General features: G+C 37.8%; 11 protein-coding genes and 1 pseudogene. 1 reads left to right on the top strand and 11 read right to left on the bottom strand.

Annotated elements, in window-relative coordinates; genetic code table 11:
* Positions 1-64 precede the first annotated feature (64 nt).
* From C2I06_RS23650 to C2I06_RS23615, 8 genes and pseudogenes are all read right to left on the bottom strand, one after another.
* Positions 65-1,917, bottom strand: a pseudogene (locus tag C2I06_RS23650) (rhamnogalacturonan lyase).
* A gap of 31 nt (positions 1,918-1,948) precedes the next feature.
* Positions 1,949-4,429 (bottom strand): glycosylhydrolase-like jelly roll fold domain-containing protein, encoded by a 2,481-nt coding sequence (locus C2I06_RS23645; protein WP_123258980.1) that lies wholly within the window; start codon positions 4,427-4,429, stop codon positions 1,949-1,951.
* 116 nt (positions 4,430-4,545) lie between these two features.
* On the bottom strand, positions 4,546-5,430 hold the full coding sequence (locus C2I06_RS23640; protein ID WP_371000469.1) for a carbohydrate ABC transporter permease: 885 nt from the start codon (positions 5,428-5,430) through the stop codon (positions 4,546-4,548).
* A 33-nt stretch (positions 5,431-5,463) separates the two neighbouring features.
* Entirely contained in the window at positions 5,464-6,399 is a 936-nt protein-coding gene (locus C2I06_RS23635; RefSeq protein ID WP_095333593.1) for an ABC transporter permease, read from the bottom strand.
* Positions 6,400-6,541: 142 nt separating this feature from the next.
* The gene (locus C2I06_RS23630) at positions 6,542-8,053 is read right to left on the bottom strand and encodes an extracellular solute-binding protein (protein WP_123258979.1); all 1,512 of its coding nucleotides are present in this window, start codon (positions 8,051-8,053) and stop codon (positions 6,542-6,544) included.
* A gap of 356 nt (positions 8,054-8,409) precedes the next feature.
* Positions 8,410-10,734, bottom strand: coding sequence for an AraC family transcriptional regulator (locus C2I06_RS23625; protein WP_095333574.1), 2,325 nt, complete (start codon positions 10,732-10,734; stop codon positions 8,410-8,412).
* 154 nt (positions 10,735-10,888) lie between these two features.
* The gene (locus C2I06_RS23620; RefSeq protein ID WP_095333572.1) at positions 10,889-11,560 is read right to left on the bottom strand and encodes a rhamnogalacturonan acetylesterase; all 672 of its coding nucleotides are present in this window, start codon (positions 11,558-11,560) and stop codon (positions 10,889-10,891) included.
* A gap of 191 nt (positions 11,561-11,751) precedes the next feature.
* Positions 11,752-12,549 carry a helix-turn-helix transcriptional regulator gene (locus tag C2I06_RS23615; RefSeq protein ID WP_328588023.1) on the bottom strand — a complete coding sequence of 266 codons (798 nt, stop codon included), beginning with the start codon at positions 12,547-12,549 and terminating at the stop codon, positions 11,752-11,754.
* A gap of 187 nt (positions 12,550-12,736) precedes the next feature.
* On the opposite strand from C2I06_RS23615, the gene C2I06_RS23610 reads away from it, so the two are divergent.
* Positions 12,737-13,852, top strand: coding sequence for a glycoside hydrolase family 88/105 protein (locus tag C2I06_RS23610; RefSeq protein ID WP_095333569.1), 1,116 nt, complete (start codon positions 12,737-12,739; stop codon positions 13,850-13,852).
* Between the two features lie 291 nt (positions 13,853-14,143).
* Here the strand turns inward: C2I06_RS23610 and C2I06_RS23605 are convergent, their stop codons facing one another.
* Genes C2I06_RS23605 through C2I06_RS23595 form a run of 3 tightly spaced genes read right to left on the bottom strand, consistent with a single transcriptional unit; the run spans position 14,144 to position 17,043 of the window.
* Entirely contained in the window at positions 14,144-14,968 is an 825-nt protein-coding gene (locus C2I06_RS23605; RefSeq protein WP_123258978.1) for an ABC transporter ATP-binding protein, read from the bottom strand.
* Positions 14,969-14,986: 18 nt separating this feature from the next.
* Complete coding sequence (locus tag C2I06_RS23600; RefSeq protein WP_095333565.1) at positions 14,987-16,042, bottom strand: FecCD family ABC transporter permease; 1,056 nt, start codon at positions 16,040-16,042, stop codon at positions 14,987-14,989.
* On the bottom strand, positions 16,039-17,043 hold the full coding sequence (locus C2I06_RS23595; RefSeq protein ID WP_123258977.1) for a FecCD family ABC transporter permease: 1,005 nt from the start codon (positions 17,041-17,043) through the stop codon (positions 16,039-16,041). Before C2I06_RS23595 ends, C2I06_RS23600 begins: the two co-directional genes overlap by 4 nt.
* Positions 17,044-17,193 lie beyond the last annotated feature (150 nt).

Genomic DNA, 17,193 nt, shown 5'->3' with positions numbered 1-17,193 from the left:
CAAGGAAGCAGGCACCAAAGACGTTCCTCAGATTGGCTTCTAGTAGTTATCACCAGCAAACTTCTTATACCTCCAAGTCTCTCTGATTTTTCACTTCGTAAATTCGGGGAACTGGCGGTTTTTCCATATTGTGTCCAAGGAAGAAACCAGGATGTGGCGGCTGGTTATAGGCAACATTCTGCCAAGCGATTGCTAACCGATAATTAGGGTCATGCATTAAGGTATAAATGCGGTGATCCGTTAGATCCGTCGTTGTATAAATCCTAAGTGCGGTGCTGTCATCAGTCCGCCAAATGACTTCCTCTCTCCAATCTCCAAAGATATCGGCTTGCAAACAAGGATTCCCTTTTGTCCCGTTATTCGATCTCGTACCATCTGCAGTCAAAATATTAACGAGCCTTCCGTTCTCATAATCCCATTTGTCGATTTTCCCGACTCCGATGCCAGTTTCCTCGCAATAGTCATGGTCAAGAAGTTCTCTTAATAAATCTCCATCCCACCAGATAGCAAAATTAAAGGACTGGGGATTCAAATCAGAGATTTTTTCTCCTGAACTACTATAAAGCCCTGCTCCTCCCGTTTTCCAGTGTGTCGATGACCAGACCTCTGCTCCCTCATAGCGCGGGTCAATATCTGCTGCCATCCCCCTTCCTACATCTTCAGTAGAAGGAATCCCCCATAAGATTTCGCCTGTTTTGGCATCATGGATTTCCGTCCCCATTGCTTGAGGCGTTTCATGTACTTGAAATATTTCCAAGCCTGGTCTCGCTGGGTTAAAATTTCCAACATGAATGGCGTCCCCATGTCCTAAACCAGTTTTATAAAGCCCTGTACCATCATGGTCAATTACACAAGAACCATAGATAATTTCATCCTTCCCGTCATCGTCTACATCTGCAACGCTTACACTATGATTACCTTGCCCAGAATAACCTTCATTACCAGGTGCTAGGCTATCAAACATCCATACTTTTGACAGTTCGCCATCTCGCCAATTATAAGCAGCTAGCACTGCTCTCGTGTAGTAGCCACGACACATTACTAAGCTAGGTCTTTCCCCATCAAGATAGGCTATACATGCTAGAAAACGATCGACGCGATTTCCTTCATCATCCCCCAGTCCTCGCCTTTTCCTCGAGGGGGATCATAGTCGGTTGTCACTAACTCTCTCCCTGTCATTCCATCAAATATCGTTAAATATTCAGGCCCTTGCAGAATAAAACCATCTTTATTTCGATAATCCGCACCTATATCTCCAATTACTTTCCCTTCTCCATCTCTAGTTCCATCTGCCGTTTTACAGGCAACCTCCGCCTTTCCATCCCCATCTAGATCATAGACCATAAACTGCGTGTAATGAGCTCCGGCACGGATATTTCTTCCTAAATCAATCCGCCATAAGTGCGTGCTATTTAACTTGTAGGCATCTAAATATACATTCCCGGTATAGCCTTTATGGGCATTATCATGCGAATTAGATGGATCCCATTTGAGGATAATTTCATATTCTCCATCCCCATCTACATCTCCAACACTTGCATCATTAGCACTATAGGAATAAGCTACTCCATCTGGTGTTATTCCTCCTTCAGGTTTATTCAGGGGAATAGTCAAAAAGCTCGTCTCCCATACTTCAGCCTTTTCTGAACAGGGCTGTTCCTTGCCATCTACAATAGAACATACTTGATAAATAGAAGCTTCTACTCCACTTTCATCTAAATAATTGGTACTGCTAGTAATCGGGGCAGGATTCACTTTAATTCCATCACGATAAAGATTGAATGATTTTTCCTCTGGATCTGTCCCAAACAAGCGCCAGCCAATATAGACACCGTTCTTTACCTTTACAGCAATCAAACCACGATTTAAACTTTCCATCTGTCGTAATCGTTTTTCTTGCTTCTTTTTTTCTGCCATTTCCGATTCCCCCTCCGTACCAAGGAATAATTTATAGATAAAACTTTAATCTTACCGGTCCAATTAATCCGGACTTCATCAATTCTTTTGCATATTCGTTTGCCTTGCTGTTGGTAACAATTACTTCTATATCCAAGGTGCCTGTGTTTATGTATGGTGTTATATCAAAATGATAGGGACTCCACATTTTAACTCCGACCGTTTCTCCGTTAATACACAATTCAGCAAGCTCACAAACTTCTCCTAAATCTAATTGAGCTTTTTTATATTTTCTTTTCGATGCATCTAAGGTCACTTTTGACTGATAGATAGTTTTGCCGGAAAAATATTTTAAATCTTCATATTCCGTTAAGGAAACTAGTTTTTTGATCACTTCCTTTTGACGGAATGGATTAGTCATTGTCCAATGATCTACGTTGATATCCAAACTGTGTTCTTCCTTTTGGCTTTTGGCTGCAAAAGTTGGTGTTTCCTGATGATTAACACAGAGAATGATAGACTCCCTATGCTGCAAAGAAAAGTTGTACTTTGTATACTCCCCATCTACTTCATTTATTTCGATTGTTTCTATGTTGGAGGACCAAGCATCCCATTTTTCTAAAGCACCCCTGCATTTAACAGCCAGTTCTCCTTCTACGGATGAATCATCTTCATTTACCAACACATAAAAATCTATACCTTCCTTGACAATATGGGTAACACGCAATCCAGGATTATGTGGTATCAAATAAACATCCCTGGATTGCAACCGATCAAGGGAGCCGATTACGCTATTGTAGTTAGAAAGTTGTACTACATTCCCACGTAAAGGAAGTTCCTTCTTTTCGGGATTATAAATAATAACAGTGCCCCCATTCTTCAGAAAAAGACTAAGCTTCTGCACCATTTCGTTAGAAACAAGCTGTTCCAGATTTTCTATTACGATTACTCTATAAATTTGTTTTTGGATTTTCACTTGGCCTTCTTCGATGAGACAGTTGTGGAGAAATAAGTCTTCTTCTAAGTAGTTAAATTCTATTTGATTGGTATAGAGCGGTTCTGCTATTTTCCAAGGAAGATGGTCTTCCTCACACAAAATCGCAATTTCTGTAATATTGGTACAATCACTTAAAAGCCAAGACATCCGTCTTTCATAATCAGCAAACAATCTATAATAATTCCACCATGCATTATGGGGGCCGTTATCTGGTGCGCGCTCATTTAAACGTTCACCTTCGATCGAGTAATAAAAGGCATGGGGATAAAGCATATTTACTCCTCTTACAAAAAGCCAATCTACAAACCATTTCATATCCGCTGCTGTTAATTGCCATTGATGTCCATTTGGCCCACAACAGCCAAAACATTCATTGGCATTACGAGGCAACCCACGGTGCCTAGCCGCATCGGAGGAACATTTTCCTAAAGTACTATCATGTCCTTGAATTCCTTTATTGTCTTCTGGTCCAACCCATCTCCATACTAAATCCTGTCCAGGCAGCTGAAAATATTGCAAAAAGCCAATATCGTCACTCGCCTCCGGATGCCCAGTTAATTGAATCCCATGCTTCTCACACCACTCCGATATCGGAAGGTAATACGTTTCCTGAAGGCGTTTATTAACCGTTTTTTTAAAGTTTCTTCTCTTAATAGCAGTGTCAGTCCCGACATCAAACCATAACGCTAACAAATCCTTCGGCTCATTGCCATGCTGCCTATAATAATCCAAGAAGCCCTCTGTCCAAGGCTTAATTTTTTCTGGATCGACACAGCGGCCTAAAACACTCGGTTCATCTGTAAATAGTGCTGTTATGGTATTGCCAAAATACTCACTAAATTGTTCATAATATACATCATGAGTCACACGGATAAATTTTTTCATAGCATCTGGATTTAATAAATCGCCTGCTAGTGGAGCATTTGGTTCGCCATCATCTTCTCCAAAGTGAAGCCCGCGAATCGTCCCTTTTGAAAAAGTAGCAATAAGGAAAACAATCGACCAACCTCCTGATTCTTTCGGATCAAAAACGATGCTGTCTTGTTCCACTTCCAAGGAAACAACGGAGTGAGGATCGATTTTCCTATCACCAGTCATCTTTAAAGCAGCAGCAAAAACAATTTCCTCGTATTCTTCTAGTTGTTCCTTTATTTTGGCAGGACCTTTTATAGGATGCATTGTCATGCGCAATCCACGGGCTGCATATTCAGGATTGTTCTCAACCACCTTCCCATGGGCAGATCCGGATGGATACATGCCTTCATCATAGATAATCACTTTCATCCCTAGTTCTGCAGCTTCTTCCATAATAAAGCGCAGTCGTTCGATAAATTTTGTTCCTAAATAATCGATGTCCTCAGGTATGCCAATTCGGGGATGTGCTACTATCCCATGCACGCCTTTATCCTTAAAATCTCGCAATTGTCTAGCTAGTTCTTCTTTATGAAGATCACCATTTAAAAACCAAAATGGAAAAATCGAATATTCTGCAGAAGGATCATTAAATTCATGTTTTAGCTGTAGGAAATTAGTCATTTGCTCACCTTCAATTGTTTAATTATGTTCAAAATAGATAGCATTAAAAAGACGGCTGTGCGTTCCTTATATTCCACCGTTCTTCGGTCATCAGCCATCGGTATTAAAGTTAAAACTTATCCCTTTACAGATCCTAATAACATTCCTTTAGCAAAATGCTTTTGCAGGAATGGATAAACAATTAATATCGGCAAGGTAGCTACTACGACAACAGCCAATTTTAATGATTGTGCTGGCGGGGCTACATATTCTACTCCTTGTGAAGCGGTATCAGCCAAGTTCCCTTGAGATAAAATAATAATTTGTTGAAGCAGGACCTGTACAGGCCATTTTGCGCTGTCGCTAATATACAATAGTGCATGAAAGTAATCGTTCCAGATGGTAACCGCATAAAATAAGGCAAAAGTGGCAAGGACCGGCTTGGATAAAGGTAAAATGATCCTTAAAAAAATTCCCATTTCGGAACATCCATCCATCTTCGCCGCTTCCTCTAATTCCACTGGTATCCCTTGAAAGAAGGTTTTGACAATAATTAAATTGAATGGGTTAATCGCAGCTGGCAAAATTAATGACCAGTAGGAATCTAATAATCCCAATGATTTAACAACAATATAAGTAGGAATCATCCCTCCACTGAATAACATGGAAAAGACAATCATATTCATCAACAGGCTTCGTCCAATTAAATTTTTCCGTGATAATGGATAAGCCATTGTAAAGGTAAAGAATAGACAAATCAAAGTCCCAACTAATGTAATCCCAACCGATACGAGAATACTCCGTGTAAAAGTTCCTGTCGAAAAAATATATTTATATGCATCAAGGGTAAAGGTTTCTGGCCAGATAAAAAAGCTCCTTGTGGTTAACTCTGCCTCTGTAGCAAACGATCCTGCAATAATGTATAAAAACGGCAGAATCATCGTGATTCCGATAATGCCTAAAAGGATTACGTTAAAGCCATCAAATATACGCCCTCCCCGTGTATTATGCATTTTGGGCATCGCCATTTTTCACACCTCCTTGAATTTTCAACATTAAAAGATTCCTTCCTCTCCCATTTTCTTCGCTAATTTATTGGACCCCAAAACGAGGATAATGCCAATGACAGACTTAAAGAGACCAACTGCTGTACTATAGCTGTATGCTCCTTGGGTAATACCAACAAAATATACATACGTATCAAATACATCCGCCACGCCGCGGTTTAATGAATTGGACATTAAATAGATTTGTTGAAAGCCTGTGTCAAGAAAACGGCCAAGCTGGAGGATAAGCATAACAATTATCGTACTTCTTATTGCAGGTAAAGTAATATGCCATAAACGCCGTAATCTTCCTGCACCATCGACAATCGCTGCTTCGTACTGCTCTTTATCAACTGCTGTTAGTGCTGCCAAAAAGATTACCGTTCCCCAGCCCGTTTCCTTCCAAATAATTTGCATCATAATTAATGGGCGAAACCAATCTGGAGAAGAGAGAAAATCAATGTTTTTACCGTAAATTTGAGAAACAATATCATTCACCACACCACCGCTTGTTGTAAAAAAGATATACGTAATACTGGCAATGATTACCCACGACATAAAATGCGGCACATAAATAAATGTTTGAACCACTCTTTTGTATGAATTAACCCGCAGCTCATTTAAAAGAAGTGCCAATATAATAGGGGCTGGAAAGAAAAACACCAAATTTAGCACTGCAAAAATAGCTGTATTATTTAATAATCGAAAAAAATCTGGATTTTTGAAGAAATCGATAAAATTATCAAACCCTACCCATTTGCTTCCTAATATGCCTGTAAAAGGGGAATAATCTTGAAAGGCTATGACAATTCCCCACATGGGAAGATACTTAAATACAATGAAATACGCCAAACCTGGCAGTAATAGAATATAAAGCCATTTATCTCTCAAAATACGTTGGAACTTAGAAAGATTGGGCTTTTGCTGCACAGTAGTTCCTATCATGGAGTGGGCGATGTCTGTTTCTGGTTCTGTCACTTGCGTACTGGCTTTTGCCATTATAATTTCCTCTCCTTCCCTTCTTTAATTTCACTGTCTTTAAGAGAGACTGGCAGTTTAATATACTGCCAGTCTCTTAACTTGCTGGTTACTTCTGGCTTTCTTTATATAATTTATTTATTTCTTCAATATAGTCGTCTCCGCCGGAGCTGCGCCATAATTTAATCGCATCTTCAATGCCTTTATCATCAATTTGGCCGACAATGTATTTAATTCGAGCGTCATTGATAATGTTGTCTAACTGCTGCCCTTTTTGTGCATACACTGTTGATAGTAAGGATTCGGCAGGATTGGCAACAACAATCTCTTCATTCTTTTTCATTAGTTCGTTTTCTTTTAATCGAAGCGCTGTAAATTCTGGATGCTTGAAGTTTTCACCAGGAATACCTGGGATAAACTGGTTAAGATCGGTATATTCAGTAGATTCCGGATCTTGAGCTGTTACAAGAGGAATAAACTCCCCATCCTTTATTTCATAATGACGCCCCTCAACTCCAGCATAAGCTATTGTTTGCGCTGGTTCGTTATTTACTTTGTCTAAGAAAGATAATATCTTTTTAAGCTCCTCCTCTGTTTTTACACTGGATTTAGGAATGGCTAGTATTCCGTTATATCCTGAAGTAGGAAGATTAAACAGTCCTTTTGGTCCGGAAACAGCACCTATAACATCTACTACATCTTTGAACTTTGGATCGATCTTTTCCATTGCTTCTTGATTGCGATGGGCATCATCCAATGTACTTATCTGAACTCCTGACTTTCCATTTTGAAACGGTTCATTCCACTTTGCTGTATCCATTACTGCAAAATCCTCATTAATTAATCCTTCGTCATACAATTGTTTAAAGAATTTCAAGGCATCCATATATTCCGGTGACATGAAGTCTGGCTGCAGTGTACCATCCTCTTCGATACTCCATTTATTTGGTACGCCAAACCATGTTTGCATAATATCAAACGGTCCAAACCATTTCGAAATCGTCATACCGTAAGTATCATCTTTTCCGTTCCCATCTGGATCATCTGTTGTGAACGCCTTTAAGACGTTATATAAATCATCAATTGTTTTCGGTTCACTTAATCCTAAATTATCCAACCAATCTTTGCGGAAAAAGACTCCATTTCTTCCTAAAGGTCTTGATCGATAAATCCCATATATTTTCCCATCAATAGCGCTATTCTGTAAGGTAATTTCATTTGCTTGACTCAAATTTGGGTATTCCTTTAAATATGGGGTAAGATCCCAAAAGGCATCATTTCGCACAGCGCTTACAAAGCTTGGAATTTTACCTGGAATCATTATGATCATAGGCAGTTTACCTGAAGCTAAGGTGACATTTAACTTATCTGTATAAACGGAATTAGGTACGAATTCTGCATTAATATCCATTTCCGTATACTTTTCCAGCGCCTTTAGGGCCGGACTGTCATCTGATGGAGGTGTAGTTGTATAAGCAGTTGTCATAATAGTAATAGTTGATTTCCCATTACTTTTGGCAGATGACTCTTCCGAATTGCTGCATGCTACTAGGGAAGAAAGCATAATAGCTGATAATACAGGTATTGCTACTTTTTTACCAATACTCTTACTTTTTTTCATTTAGGATCCCCCCGATAATTAAATTAGTTTCTACCTAGCATTGCCTCAACTTCTAGGAACTTTCCAATCATTGCGTTGGGCTATATTTTAAAAATAAACCGCTTTCATTTTTCTAACAATTATCATTTTTTGTCTGTAAAAAAACTTGTTAAATCAATGTTTTAGTTCCCTATAGTCACTTTTTTGCTCGTTTAACACTTCCTTGCCATTCTCCTTTTAAACTCATTACAAAAAAGTATTATCGTATATCATTCTTTGCACCGTTAAAATCAATAAAATAGAGCTGAACCATAAACTTGAATAGGTTCAGCTCTGGCAAACTAGCCTTTTTTGCTTTTTTTCAACTCTTCATTCCCTTATAGAGAAGCAGATTCTTGATTCCGTTTGCGAAATTGGCTAGGTGGCACCCCCATTTGTTTTTTAAAGATACGATTAAAATAACTATGCCTGTACCCTACATTTTCAGCGATGTCATTTATTTTCATATCAGAATGGATAAGCAGCTCTTTCGCCTTTTCCATTCGTAATTGAGTGAGGTAATCAATAAAATTAATCCCAACAATTTGCTTAAATGCTTTACTAAGAGAATATGGATTTGTTCCTACTTCGTCAGAGCAGCTTTCTAAAGAAATATCATTCATATAGTTTTCTTCCAATTTGCTCACTACTTGTTCGACTATTCTTTTAAGTTCTAAGTTCTTTCTGCCTTCTAATCTCTCTATATATGGGGTGATTGCATCCTTTATTAACCAAGTATTAATGCGGATAAGATCCCGCATTTGTGAGAGCTCCCGGAACATATTTCTCCCTTCATACAAGTCATTCGGATGAATCCCTGAATGCAATATCTCATGCTGAATACTGCTAAATAATTGCAGAACAGCTTGTTGGATGTAAATTTCGCTTATCTCTTTTTTTGTTAAGTCTTGCGTAAATTTATTGATTAATTTTTCTATATCCTCTTTGTGTCCCATGCGAATAGCTTTCAGTATTTCCTTTTCCGTAGCAAAAGGATAGTGAAAATCTGCCTCACAAGCACTATTTTTATGCTCCTGTAAATCAATCATTTGATTAATGTTTTCAAACGTTCTAAATCGTTTTCCTGTCCGCACTTCTTCAAATATGTAGGGAATTTCCTTCACACTATTTGTTGTATGACTTATGGTTAGTGTTACTTGTAAATTCAATATTTTATTAACAGCATCCGTTACATTTTTCGCAAAGCTATATAACTCTTTTTTGATGGAGGAATCACTGGGGAAAATAACGAGCATTCCTGCAGATAAATCAGAAAATTTTATGACATTAAATTGTTTAAAAGCTGCCTGCCCGAGCTCTTCCATGATATTAATCGTCATAAAGGTAATTAACTCTTCATCTTTATCTGAAAAGCTTTCTTTTAAATCGGCCATTCCTGTTAATTGAAGATCAAGAGCAATAAAAGACTGCTCTTGCAAATCCCAGCCATATGTCTCCATTTTTCGGCGTAAGTCTTCCTCATGATAATGGAAGGAGTATCCTTGTATTAATTTATATATAAAACTATTCTTCAGCTCTATTAATTGTTTCAAAAGTGTATCTTGCATTAGATTACTTTTATGAGACATCTCCTTCCAACGATGCTCGATAATAGAGAATTCATCTTTGCCGTATTGTTTAAAAGTCTTTGTTTCGTCACCAGCTAAATTTTGTAAAAGTTTTCTAATAGGAGAATAAATTCTAATGGAAGTAAACCAGGACAATATAAATGCGAGAATAAGGGCCGAACCACTTATAATTAGGATTATTCTTGAAATAAAAACGATTGGTGCTGTTATAGAGGACATTGGTGCTGCAGAAACATACTTCCAATTTGTATTCATACGTGCAAAATCACCAAAAGAAACAGAATACATAATCTTGTTGTATTCAAATGGAAAAGAACCATTCCTCTCCTTATGCTTCTCTAATTCTTTTCTTAGGGCATCAATAAAATTAGACTGATTCGTACTATTGGAAGAAAGCATAACTTTATTATCTTCATTTAATAGAAACGTTGCTCCATTATCATATGGAGTCAGTGTCCTTAATAATTCAAGCAGTTTCATCTGATCGATAGTCACAATAATGGATCCGAACGGCTGCTTACTAGTGATGGGAAGTTCACTAACAAAAGCTAAATTTTTATTATCGTCATTTTTATTATCATCGTACTCTATCCAATGAAGCCCCGCTTCTTTAGATTGTAAGCCACGATAAAAATCACTCTTTTTTTCATCCAAGGGATTGTAGGAGGGCTCAAATAATATTGGTTTATCAAAATCTAAATAAAGCACTGCATTACTAATTAAATTATGACTCCCCTGCAATAATAATAAGGTTTTAGTTATATCATTAGTCTCTGTAAATTGTTTTACAAAGTCGATATCTTTTAAGGAATCACCAAAGCGCGGCTCAAATGCCCAATGGGTTGCATATTCCTCTATGTATCGAAATTGTTCATTCATATTATTTGCTCTTTGAACAATTTGATTAGCGTTTGATAACATAATCTCATCTTCTACTTTGCCTACGGCAAACCAGTAGATGAAGATACCAGTTATCAAACCTGGAATACTCGTAATAAGCAAAATCAGAATAAAACTATTTCGATGGAAGTTTCCATTCCAGCGAAAACGTTTCAAGAAACTATTCCATTCCATTAAGACCACCCCAATATATTGCGTATCACCATGGATTTCAGTTCTATTGTTTTACATATTTTCTAAAAAGTTGTATCGATAGCGAGGATTCAAAAACATCGACTCTTTTACTAGAATAGATGTTTTATAGGAATACAGCATGAATAGCAGTATTTTATCCTTTGTATGTGTCTACTAATATATATGGGGAAAGTCGAGAAATCTGTTCTTTTATTTGCTCTGCAACCAATTTTGCCATTCTATTCGCCCCTTTTTTTGTAAAATGAGTATGATCTGTATTATTTACCGATACCATGAAAAAAGAAACGACTTCAGCATAGCCCATTTTTGCAAATAAGCTTAGGCTTCTTTCCATTAAATCCAGTAAGGGAACATTCTCTTCCTGAGCTACTTCCTTCATTGCTTGGCAGTAATCAGGGAAATCATTGATAAATTCCCCATTTTCCTGATGTAATCGAGCAACTGGAGTTATTAATACTGGTTCAGCCTGGCACATTCTCGCACTTTTAATATAAAGCTTTAAATATTCCTTATAAGTGGTAAAAGGATTTGTATAGCGCTCTGGCCTGCTTTTGGTAGAATCATTATGACCCATCTGGATCAATAAATAGTCATCTGCACCCATTTCCTCTGTTATTCTTTTTAATCTACCTTCCTCGACAAAGGTTTTCGAGCTTCTTCCTCCGATTGCATGATTCATTATTTGCACATCCTTTGTGAAATAATCTTGCAGGAACTCTCCCCAGCCGCCTTGATATTTCTCCTCCTCATATTTCTGAACAGTTGAATCTGACGCAAGAAAAATTCTAATCTGTTTTGCCCTCATAAAAAGTCTCCCATCCTTCGTTGGTATGGATAAGTAATGTTTACGCTTTCATTTTCTTCCAAAAGTACAGATAGTCTTATTCTTTATATACAAATCATCATCAAAATGTTAACGTTAACAATTCTCGTTTAGTTTAGCAGAATACTCCAGTCTTGTAAATATTCTTTCTGACAATTCAATCATCACCTTTCCTATCTCTTCATTTTTCTATAGTGTAATGGAACATATCCGGTCACTTCCTTAAATACTCTGCCAAAATGGGTAACACTTCCAAAGCCAACTTTCTTGGAAATCAAATTTACTTTCATAGAGGAATTCTCCAATAGCTTCTTTGCCTCTTTAATCCGCACACTGTTCAAGTACTCTACAAAGGTAAACCCAGTTGCCTCTTTAAAAAAACGACTTAAGTAGTATGGACTAATATAGAATTTCTCTGCCACTGATTGGAGCGACAGCTTGTTCATATAATGGCTGTTGAGATAGCGTACAACCTCCGAGATTCTTTCGTGCATCAGGCTCGGCGATTCTATTGGCTGCATGTTGTGTTGCTTAATATGCCGGCAGCAAATAATGAGCATCTGCAGGATCAATGTTTGAGCATAAATTTCACAGCCTGGTCTTTGCTCTTCAATCTCCTCAATAACCTTTTGCGTAAGACTATCTATAGTAAGTAACTCATTCAGCGGACAACTAATAATAAGGTAATCATTCTCAAACAATGGTTGATAAATATCTAGATAAGAAGGACTTATTTGCGCGAGATGTTTTTCATGAATATTAACTATAAATCGCTCATGTTTTGGCTTTTCAGTATTTGTTGTCCGATGGAGGATGTTAGGAGAAATAATGACAATATCTCCTTGATGAATTACTAAGGTTCGATCCTTAATAAAAAATTCCCGTTTGCCAGAGATTAAATAGTAGATTTCAAATGTACTATGGAAATGATTAGTTGGCATATGATGGCTCAATGCTTTTCGCTGAGACACTATGAATGTTTCCTCCGCATTATGAAATAAAATATCTCTCAGTTTATTCCCCTCCCTTTCCCCATTGCCCCTCTTTATTATACGCACTTAAAATTGCAAGATATAAGAAGTTTTTAGACTTTTTCGCAAAAAAAGTACATATTTCTGTGCTACCCTAGTCTTATATTTAAGAAGGAGGAATATCTGGATGACATTCTCTGAATCTAGTACTTATGTGAAGGCAAATGAAACTTTAACTCCTATTCAATGGGCGGAGAAGGCTTGCGAAACAATAATGACTAAATTTGAACCTGAACAACTTCCGCCAGAACGATTTCATTATCATCAAGGAGTCTTTTTATCTGGGATGGAGAAATGCTGGAAAGAGACGAAAAAAGATAAGTATTTTTCTTATATTAAGAAATGGGTCGACAGCCATGTTCTCGAAGATGGAAGCGTCACCAAATTAAAAACAGATGAACTGGATGATATGCAGCCAGGTGTGCTTCTTTTCAATCTTTATGAACAAACAGGCGATGAACGATACAAAAAAGCACTTTATCATATTGTTCCCTTATTAAAGACCTTAAAGTGCAATCCCTCTGGCGGTTTCTGGCATAAGGAACATTATCCAAATCAAATGTGGCTGGACGGATTGTATATGGGAGGCCCTATTGCCGTCCAGTTTGCAAAAACCTTCGGAGAAACAGAATACGCTGACATGATCACACACCAAGCACTATTACTGGAGAAACATACGAAGGATCCAGAAACTGGCTTGTTATATCATGGCTGGGATGAAACCAAAGCTGCCGAATGGGCAGATCCCATTACTGGAGCCGCTCCAGAATTTTGGGGCAGAGCAATTGGCTGGGTTCCTGTAGCTCTCTTGGAAATATTAGATTACCTTCCTGAAGACCACAAAGATAAAAAGGCATTGACAAGTATGCTTCAAGACCTGTTAATTGCTTTAACGAAATACCAAGATTCGAAAAGTGGTTTATGGTATCAAGTAATTGATAAAGGACATTTATCCGACAACTGGCTGGAAAACTCTTGCTCCTCTTTGTTTGTTCATGCCATCGCTAAAGCAGTCCGTTTAGGCTATCTAGAAGACAAGTATTTGCCATTTGCTCAGAAAGGCTATCAAGGTGTGATTGATACATTAAAATATGATACAAATGGAAATCTAATCATTGGTAATATCTGCATTGGTACAGGTATTGGGGATTACCACCACTATATTGCCCGTCCTACTAGCGAAAACGATTTACATGGCGCTGGCGCCTTTATTCTGATGTGTGTCGAAATGAACCAGCTTTAGGTCAGTAAGCGACAAGATAAAATGAAGGGGCGATTTTTTTTTCGCGTAAAAAGGCAATACTTCTCCATTGCCCCTTCTCCTTAGTGATAAATCTCCTCTCCTATTTCTTTCAGATACTTTGTATGAAAAAAGCAAAAGCATAGAGTAGCACTGATTATCTTTTGTCTGATTTTTCTCTGAATCAATTAAAATCCTCCCTTGGTGGAAGACCAAACATCCGAGGATAATCTCGACTAAATTGCGATTAACTTTCATAGCTACCCTAAACGCGTTTTAGCAATTTCGGACAAATCAGCTATTAATAAGCGCCTCCCTATGCATTTTTTTAATATTGCGACCTTTGCCATGAGGGATACATAATGGCGTCCCAAAGAGAGGATCTACAGTCACTTCACATTCTAAGTTAAAAACGTCTTTAACCATTTTCGCTGTAATTACTTCTTCCGGTTTTCCCTGCACATAAACAGATCTATCCTTAATTGCAATTAGATTATTGGCATAGCGGCAGGCTAGATTTAAGTCATGAAGAACCATTACAATCGTACGATTTTCTTTTTCATTTAATTCGAATAATAAGTCTAGTACCTCGATTTGGTGGGTCATATCTAGATAGGTTGTCGGTTCATCCAGCAAGATAATATTGGTATTTTGTGCAAGGGTCATTGCAACCCAGGCACGTTGTCTTTGTCCTCCAGATAACGAATCCACTAGACGGTCGCTCAGTGCAGACATACCAGTCGCCTCAAGAGCGTTATGAACGATTTGTTCATCTTCCTCCGACCATTGTCTGTACCATTTTTGATATGGATAACGTCCTTGTTTTACTAATTGCAAAACCGTTAACCCTTCTGGAGCAACAGGGCCTTGCGGAAGAATTGCTAATTGTTTGGCGATTTCTTTGGTGGAGAGCTCAGAAATTTTTTGTGCTTCAATTAAAATCGATCCAGATTGCGGTTTTAATAAACGAGCTAATGAACGTAACAGTGTTGACTTTCCACAGCCATTACTGCCAATAAACACAGTGATTTCTCCTTTAGGAATCTTCATATATAAATCATCTATAATGACTGTATCTCCATAAGATAAGGTCAAGGAATTTGTCTCTAAAAGAACCATTTGTTTAACTTCTCCTTCCTATACTTTTCGCTGCTTATATAAAAGAAAAATGAAATAGGGCGCTCCAATAGCAGCCGTAAATATTCCCGCAGGAACTTCAATTGGAAGGAATAAAGTTCGACCGATTGTATCTGCTATTAGGACCAGAATTGCACCAATTAAAGCAGATAAAGGCAATAACGCACCAAAAGAAGAACCAACTAATTTTCTAGCTATATGAGGTGCCATCAGTCCAACAAAGCCAATTCCACCTGCAAACGCTACAGCCGTTCCAATTAAAGCTGTACTAATGAGTAATAAAAAAAGACGCTGTTGCTGTACTTTAGAACCTAAGCCAATCACTATCTCTTCCCCGAAATCTTGAATATTTAACGTTCTTACCATAATAAAGGATAGTATCAATAATAAAAGAATAATAGGTGCAGCAATCTGAATCTTTTTCCAATCGGCAGTACTAACAGAACCAGTAAGCCAAATATTCGCTTGACTAGCCTGATAAATTGGCCCTAAGATCATGAACAAGTTGGTCAATGCCTTTGTTAACGACCATAAACCAATTCCAACTAGGACGAGACGTACAGGTGAAACACCTTTTTTCCATGCAAGTACATATAGTAGAAATGCTACGAAAGCTGCCCCGATAAAAGCTGCTAAAGGCATCCAATTAATGCTTATCGTTAATGAATGATTCATGTCACTAAATAAAGCCAAAAATAGGACAATAGCTACTGAGGCACCACCTGTAATTCCAATAATATCAGGAGAAGCCAAAGGGTTTCGTACAACAGCTTGTATTATAGCTCCAGCAACTGCTAAACTCATCCCCACCAATATAGCTAAGAGAATTCGCGGCATTCGGAAAGACTGGACAATTAAAGTGTCAAAATCCGAACCTTGCCCAGATAAAATGCTTATGATCTGCCAAGGAGAAATGTAATCTTCTCCAATACCTGCACTTATGAAAAAAGCTACTAGCAGAATGATAAAGAATATAGATGTAAGGAATAATGCTCTACGATCCACTAAAAAGGAAACCTTGTCATTGGCTGTTCTAAGCGATAAATATTTCTTCATGAGGACTTTCCTCCATTTCGTGCTATGTATATAAAGAAAGGGGTGCCAATGATAGCAGTCATTATGCCAACAGGTACTTCTTGGGGCATAATGATAAATCGAGCACCAATATCGGCTAACAATAACAAGATTCCTCCTGTAATTCCGCAAAAAGGTAGTATCCAGCGGTAGTCATTACCGACCAGCCATTTTACTATATGGGGAACAACGATACCAATAAAGCCAATGGGACCAGCTACTGCAACCGACGAGCCCGAAAGCAGGATAACCGAGATGCCAATCAGCAATTTGACAGCACCTGTACGCTGGCCAAGTCCTCTTGCTACATCCTCTCCCATGCTATAAACATTCATTTTATTAGAAATTAAAAATGCTAGCAAAGTTCCGATAATCATATAAGGTAGAACAGAAAATAAAATCTCCAAGCTTCTTCCTTGGACGGAACCAGCCATCCAAAATAAAACTTCTTCTAAGGCTGATTCATTCATGACTAAAAATCCATGAGCAAACGAAGAAAACATGGCTGCCATGGCTGCGCCGGCTAGTGTTAATTTTATTGGTGTCAGTCCTTCATTACCTAAAGATCCTAGAAAATAAACAATAAATCCAGCGGCGGCTGCACCTAAAAAGGCAAGCCAAGCAAATGCTTGTAATGAATTAATAGAAAAAAAGAAAAGTCCTATAATGACAAAAAAACTGGCTCCTGAATTAATGCCCAGTATATCCGGAGAAGCCAATGGATTTTTAGTCAGTGCCTGTAATAAAGCCCCTGTAATCGCTAAACTGCTGCCAACGATAGTTCCAATTAATGCTCTAGGAAGGCGAACTTCTTTAATAATAATATGCTCATTCGAACCATTGAACTGCTGAAAAGCTTGTACGGCTGTCTTAAAGCTCGTATCGGCGTAACCTAGTACAATACTAAAAATGAAAATAGTACATAATAATAGTAAACCAATAATAAGCCCAATGATTCTCCTTCTGTTATTCAATAGTAACATGTAGTTTTCCCTCTCTAATAGTTTCTATTTTTAGTTTAGGAGAAGTCATAGGGACTGTCAATGACTATGAGAATCATTTTCAATTAATGATTGACATATTTTTCATTATAAAATATTATCTAATTGTTATTGAAAATCATTATCAAATAA

Source organism: Niallia circulans (assembly GCF_003726095.1).
GTDB lineage: Bacteria > Bacillota > Bacilli > Bacillales > Cytobacillaceae > Niallia > Niallia circulans_A.
Note: the sequence above shows the minus strand (reverse complement) of the source record. Positions and strands in the feature narration are given on the sequence as shown.

Excerpts from the sequence above, each read along its gene's own strand:
- C2I06_RS23645 (WP_123258980.1), bottom strand. The coding sequence starts at position 4,429 with ATGACTAATTTCCTACAGCTAAAACATGAATTTAATGATCCTTCTGCA.
- C2I06_RS23640 (WP_371000469.1), bottom strand. The coding sequence starts at position 5,430 with ATGCCCAAAATGCATAATACACGGGGAGGGCGTATATTTGATGGCTTT.
- C2I06_RS23635 (WP_095333593.1), bottom strand. The coding sequence starts at position 6,399 with ATGATAGGAACTACTGTGCAGCAAAAGCCCAATCTTTCTAAGTTCCAA.
- C2I06_RS23630 (WP_123258979.1), bottom strand. The coding sequence starts at position 8,053 with ATGAAAAAAAGTAAGAGTATTGGTAAAAAAGTAGCAATACCTGTATTA.
- C2I06_RS23625 (WP_095333574.1), bottom strand. The coding sequence starts at position 10,734 with ATGGAATGGAATAGTTTCTTGAAACGTTTTCGCTGGAATGGAAACTTC.
- C2I06_RS23620 (WP_095333572.1), bottom strand. The coding sequence starts at position 11,560 with ATGAGGGCAAAACAGATTAGAATTTTTCTTGCGTCAGATTCAACTGTT.
- C2I06_RS23610 (WP_095333569.1), top strand. The coding sequence starts at position 12,737 with ATGACATTCTCTGAATCTAGTACTTATGTGAAGGCAAATGAAACTTTA.
- C2I06_RS23605 (WP_123258978.1), bottom strand. The coding sequence starts at position 14,968 with ATGGTTCTTTTAGAGACAAATTCCTTGACCTTATCTTATGGAGATACA.
- C2I06_RS23600 (WP_095333565.1), bottom strand. The coding sequence starts at position 16,042 with ATGAAGAAATATTTATCGCTTAGAACAGCCAATGACAAGGTTTCCTTT.
- C2I06_RS23595 (WP_123258977.1), bottom strand. The coding sequence starts at position 17,043 with ATGTTACTATTGAATAACAGAAGGAGAATCATTGGGCTTATTATTGGT.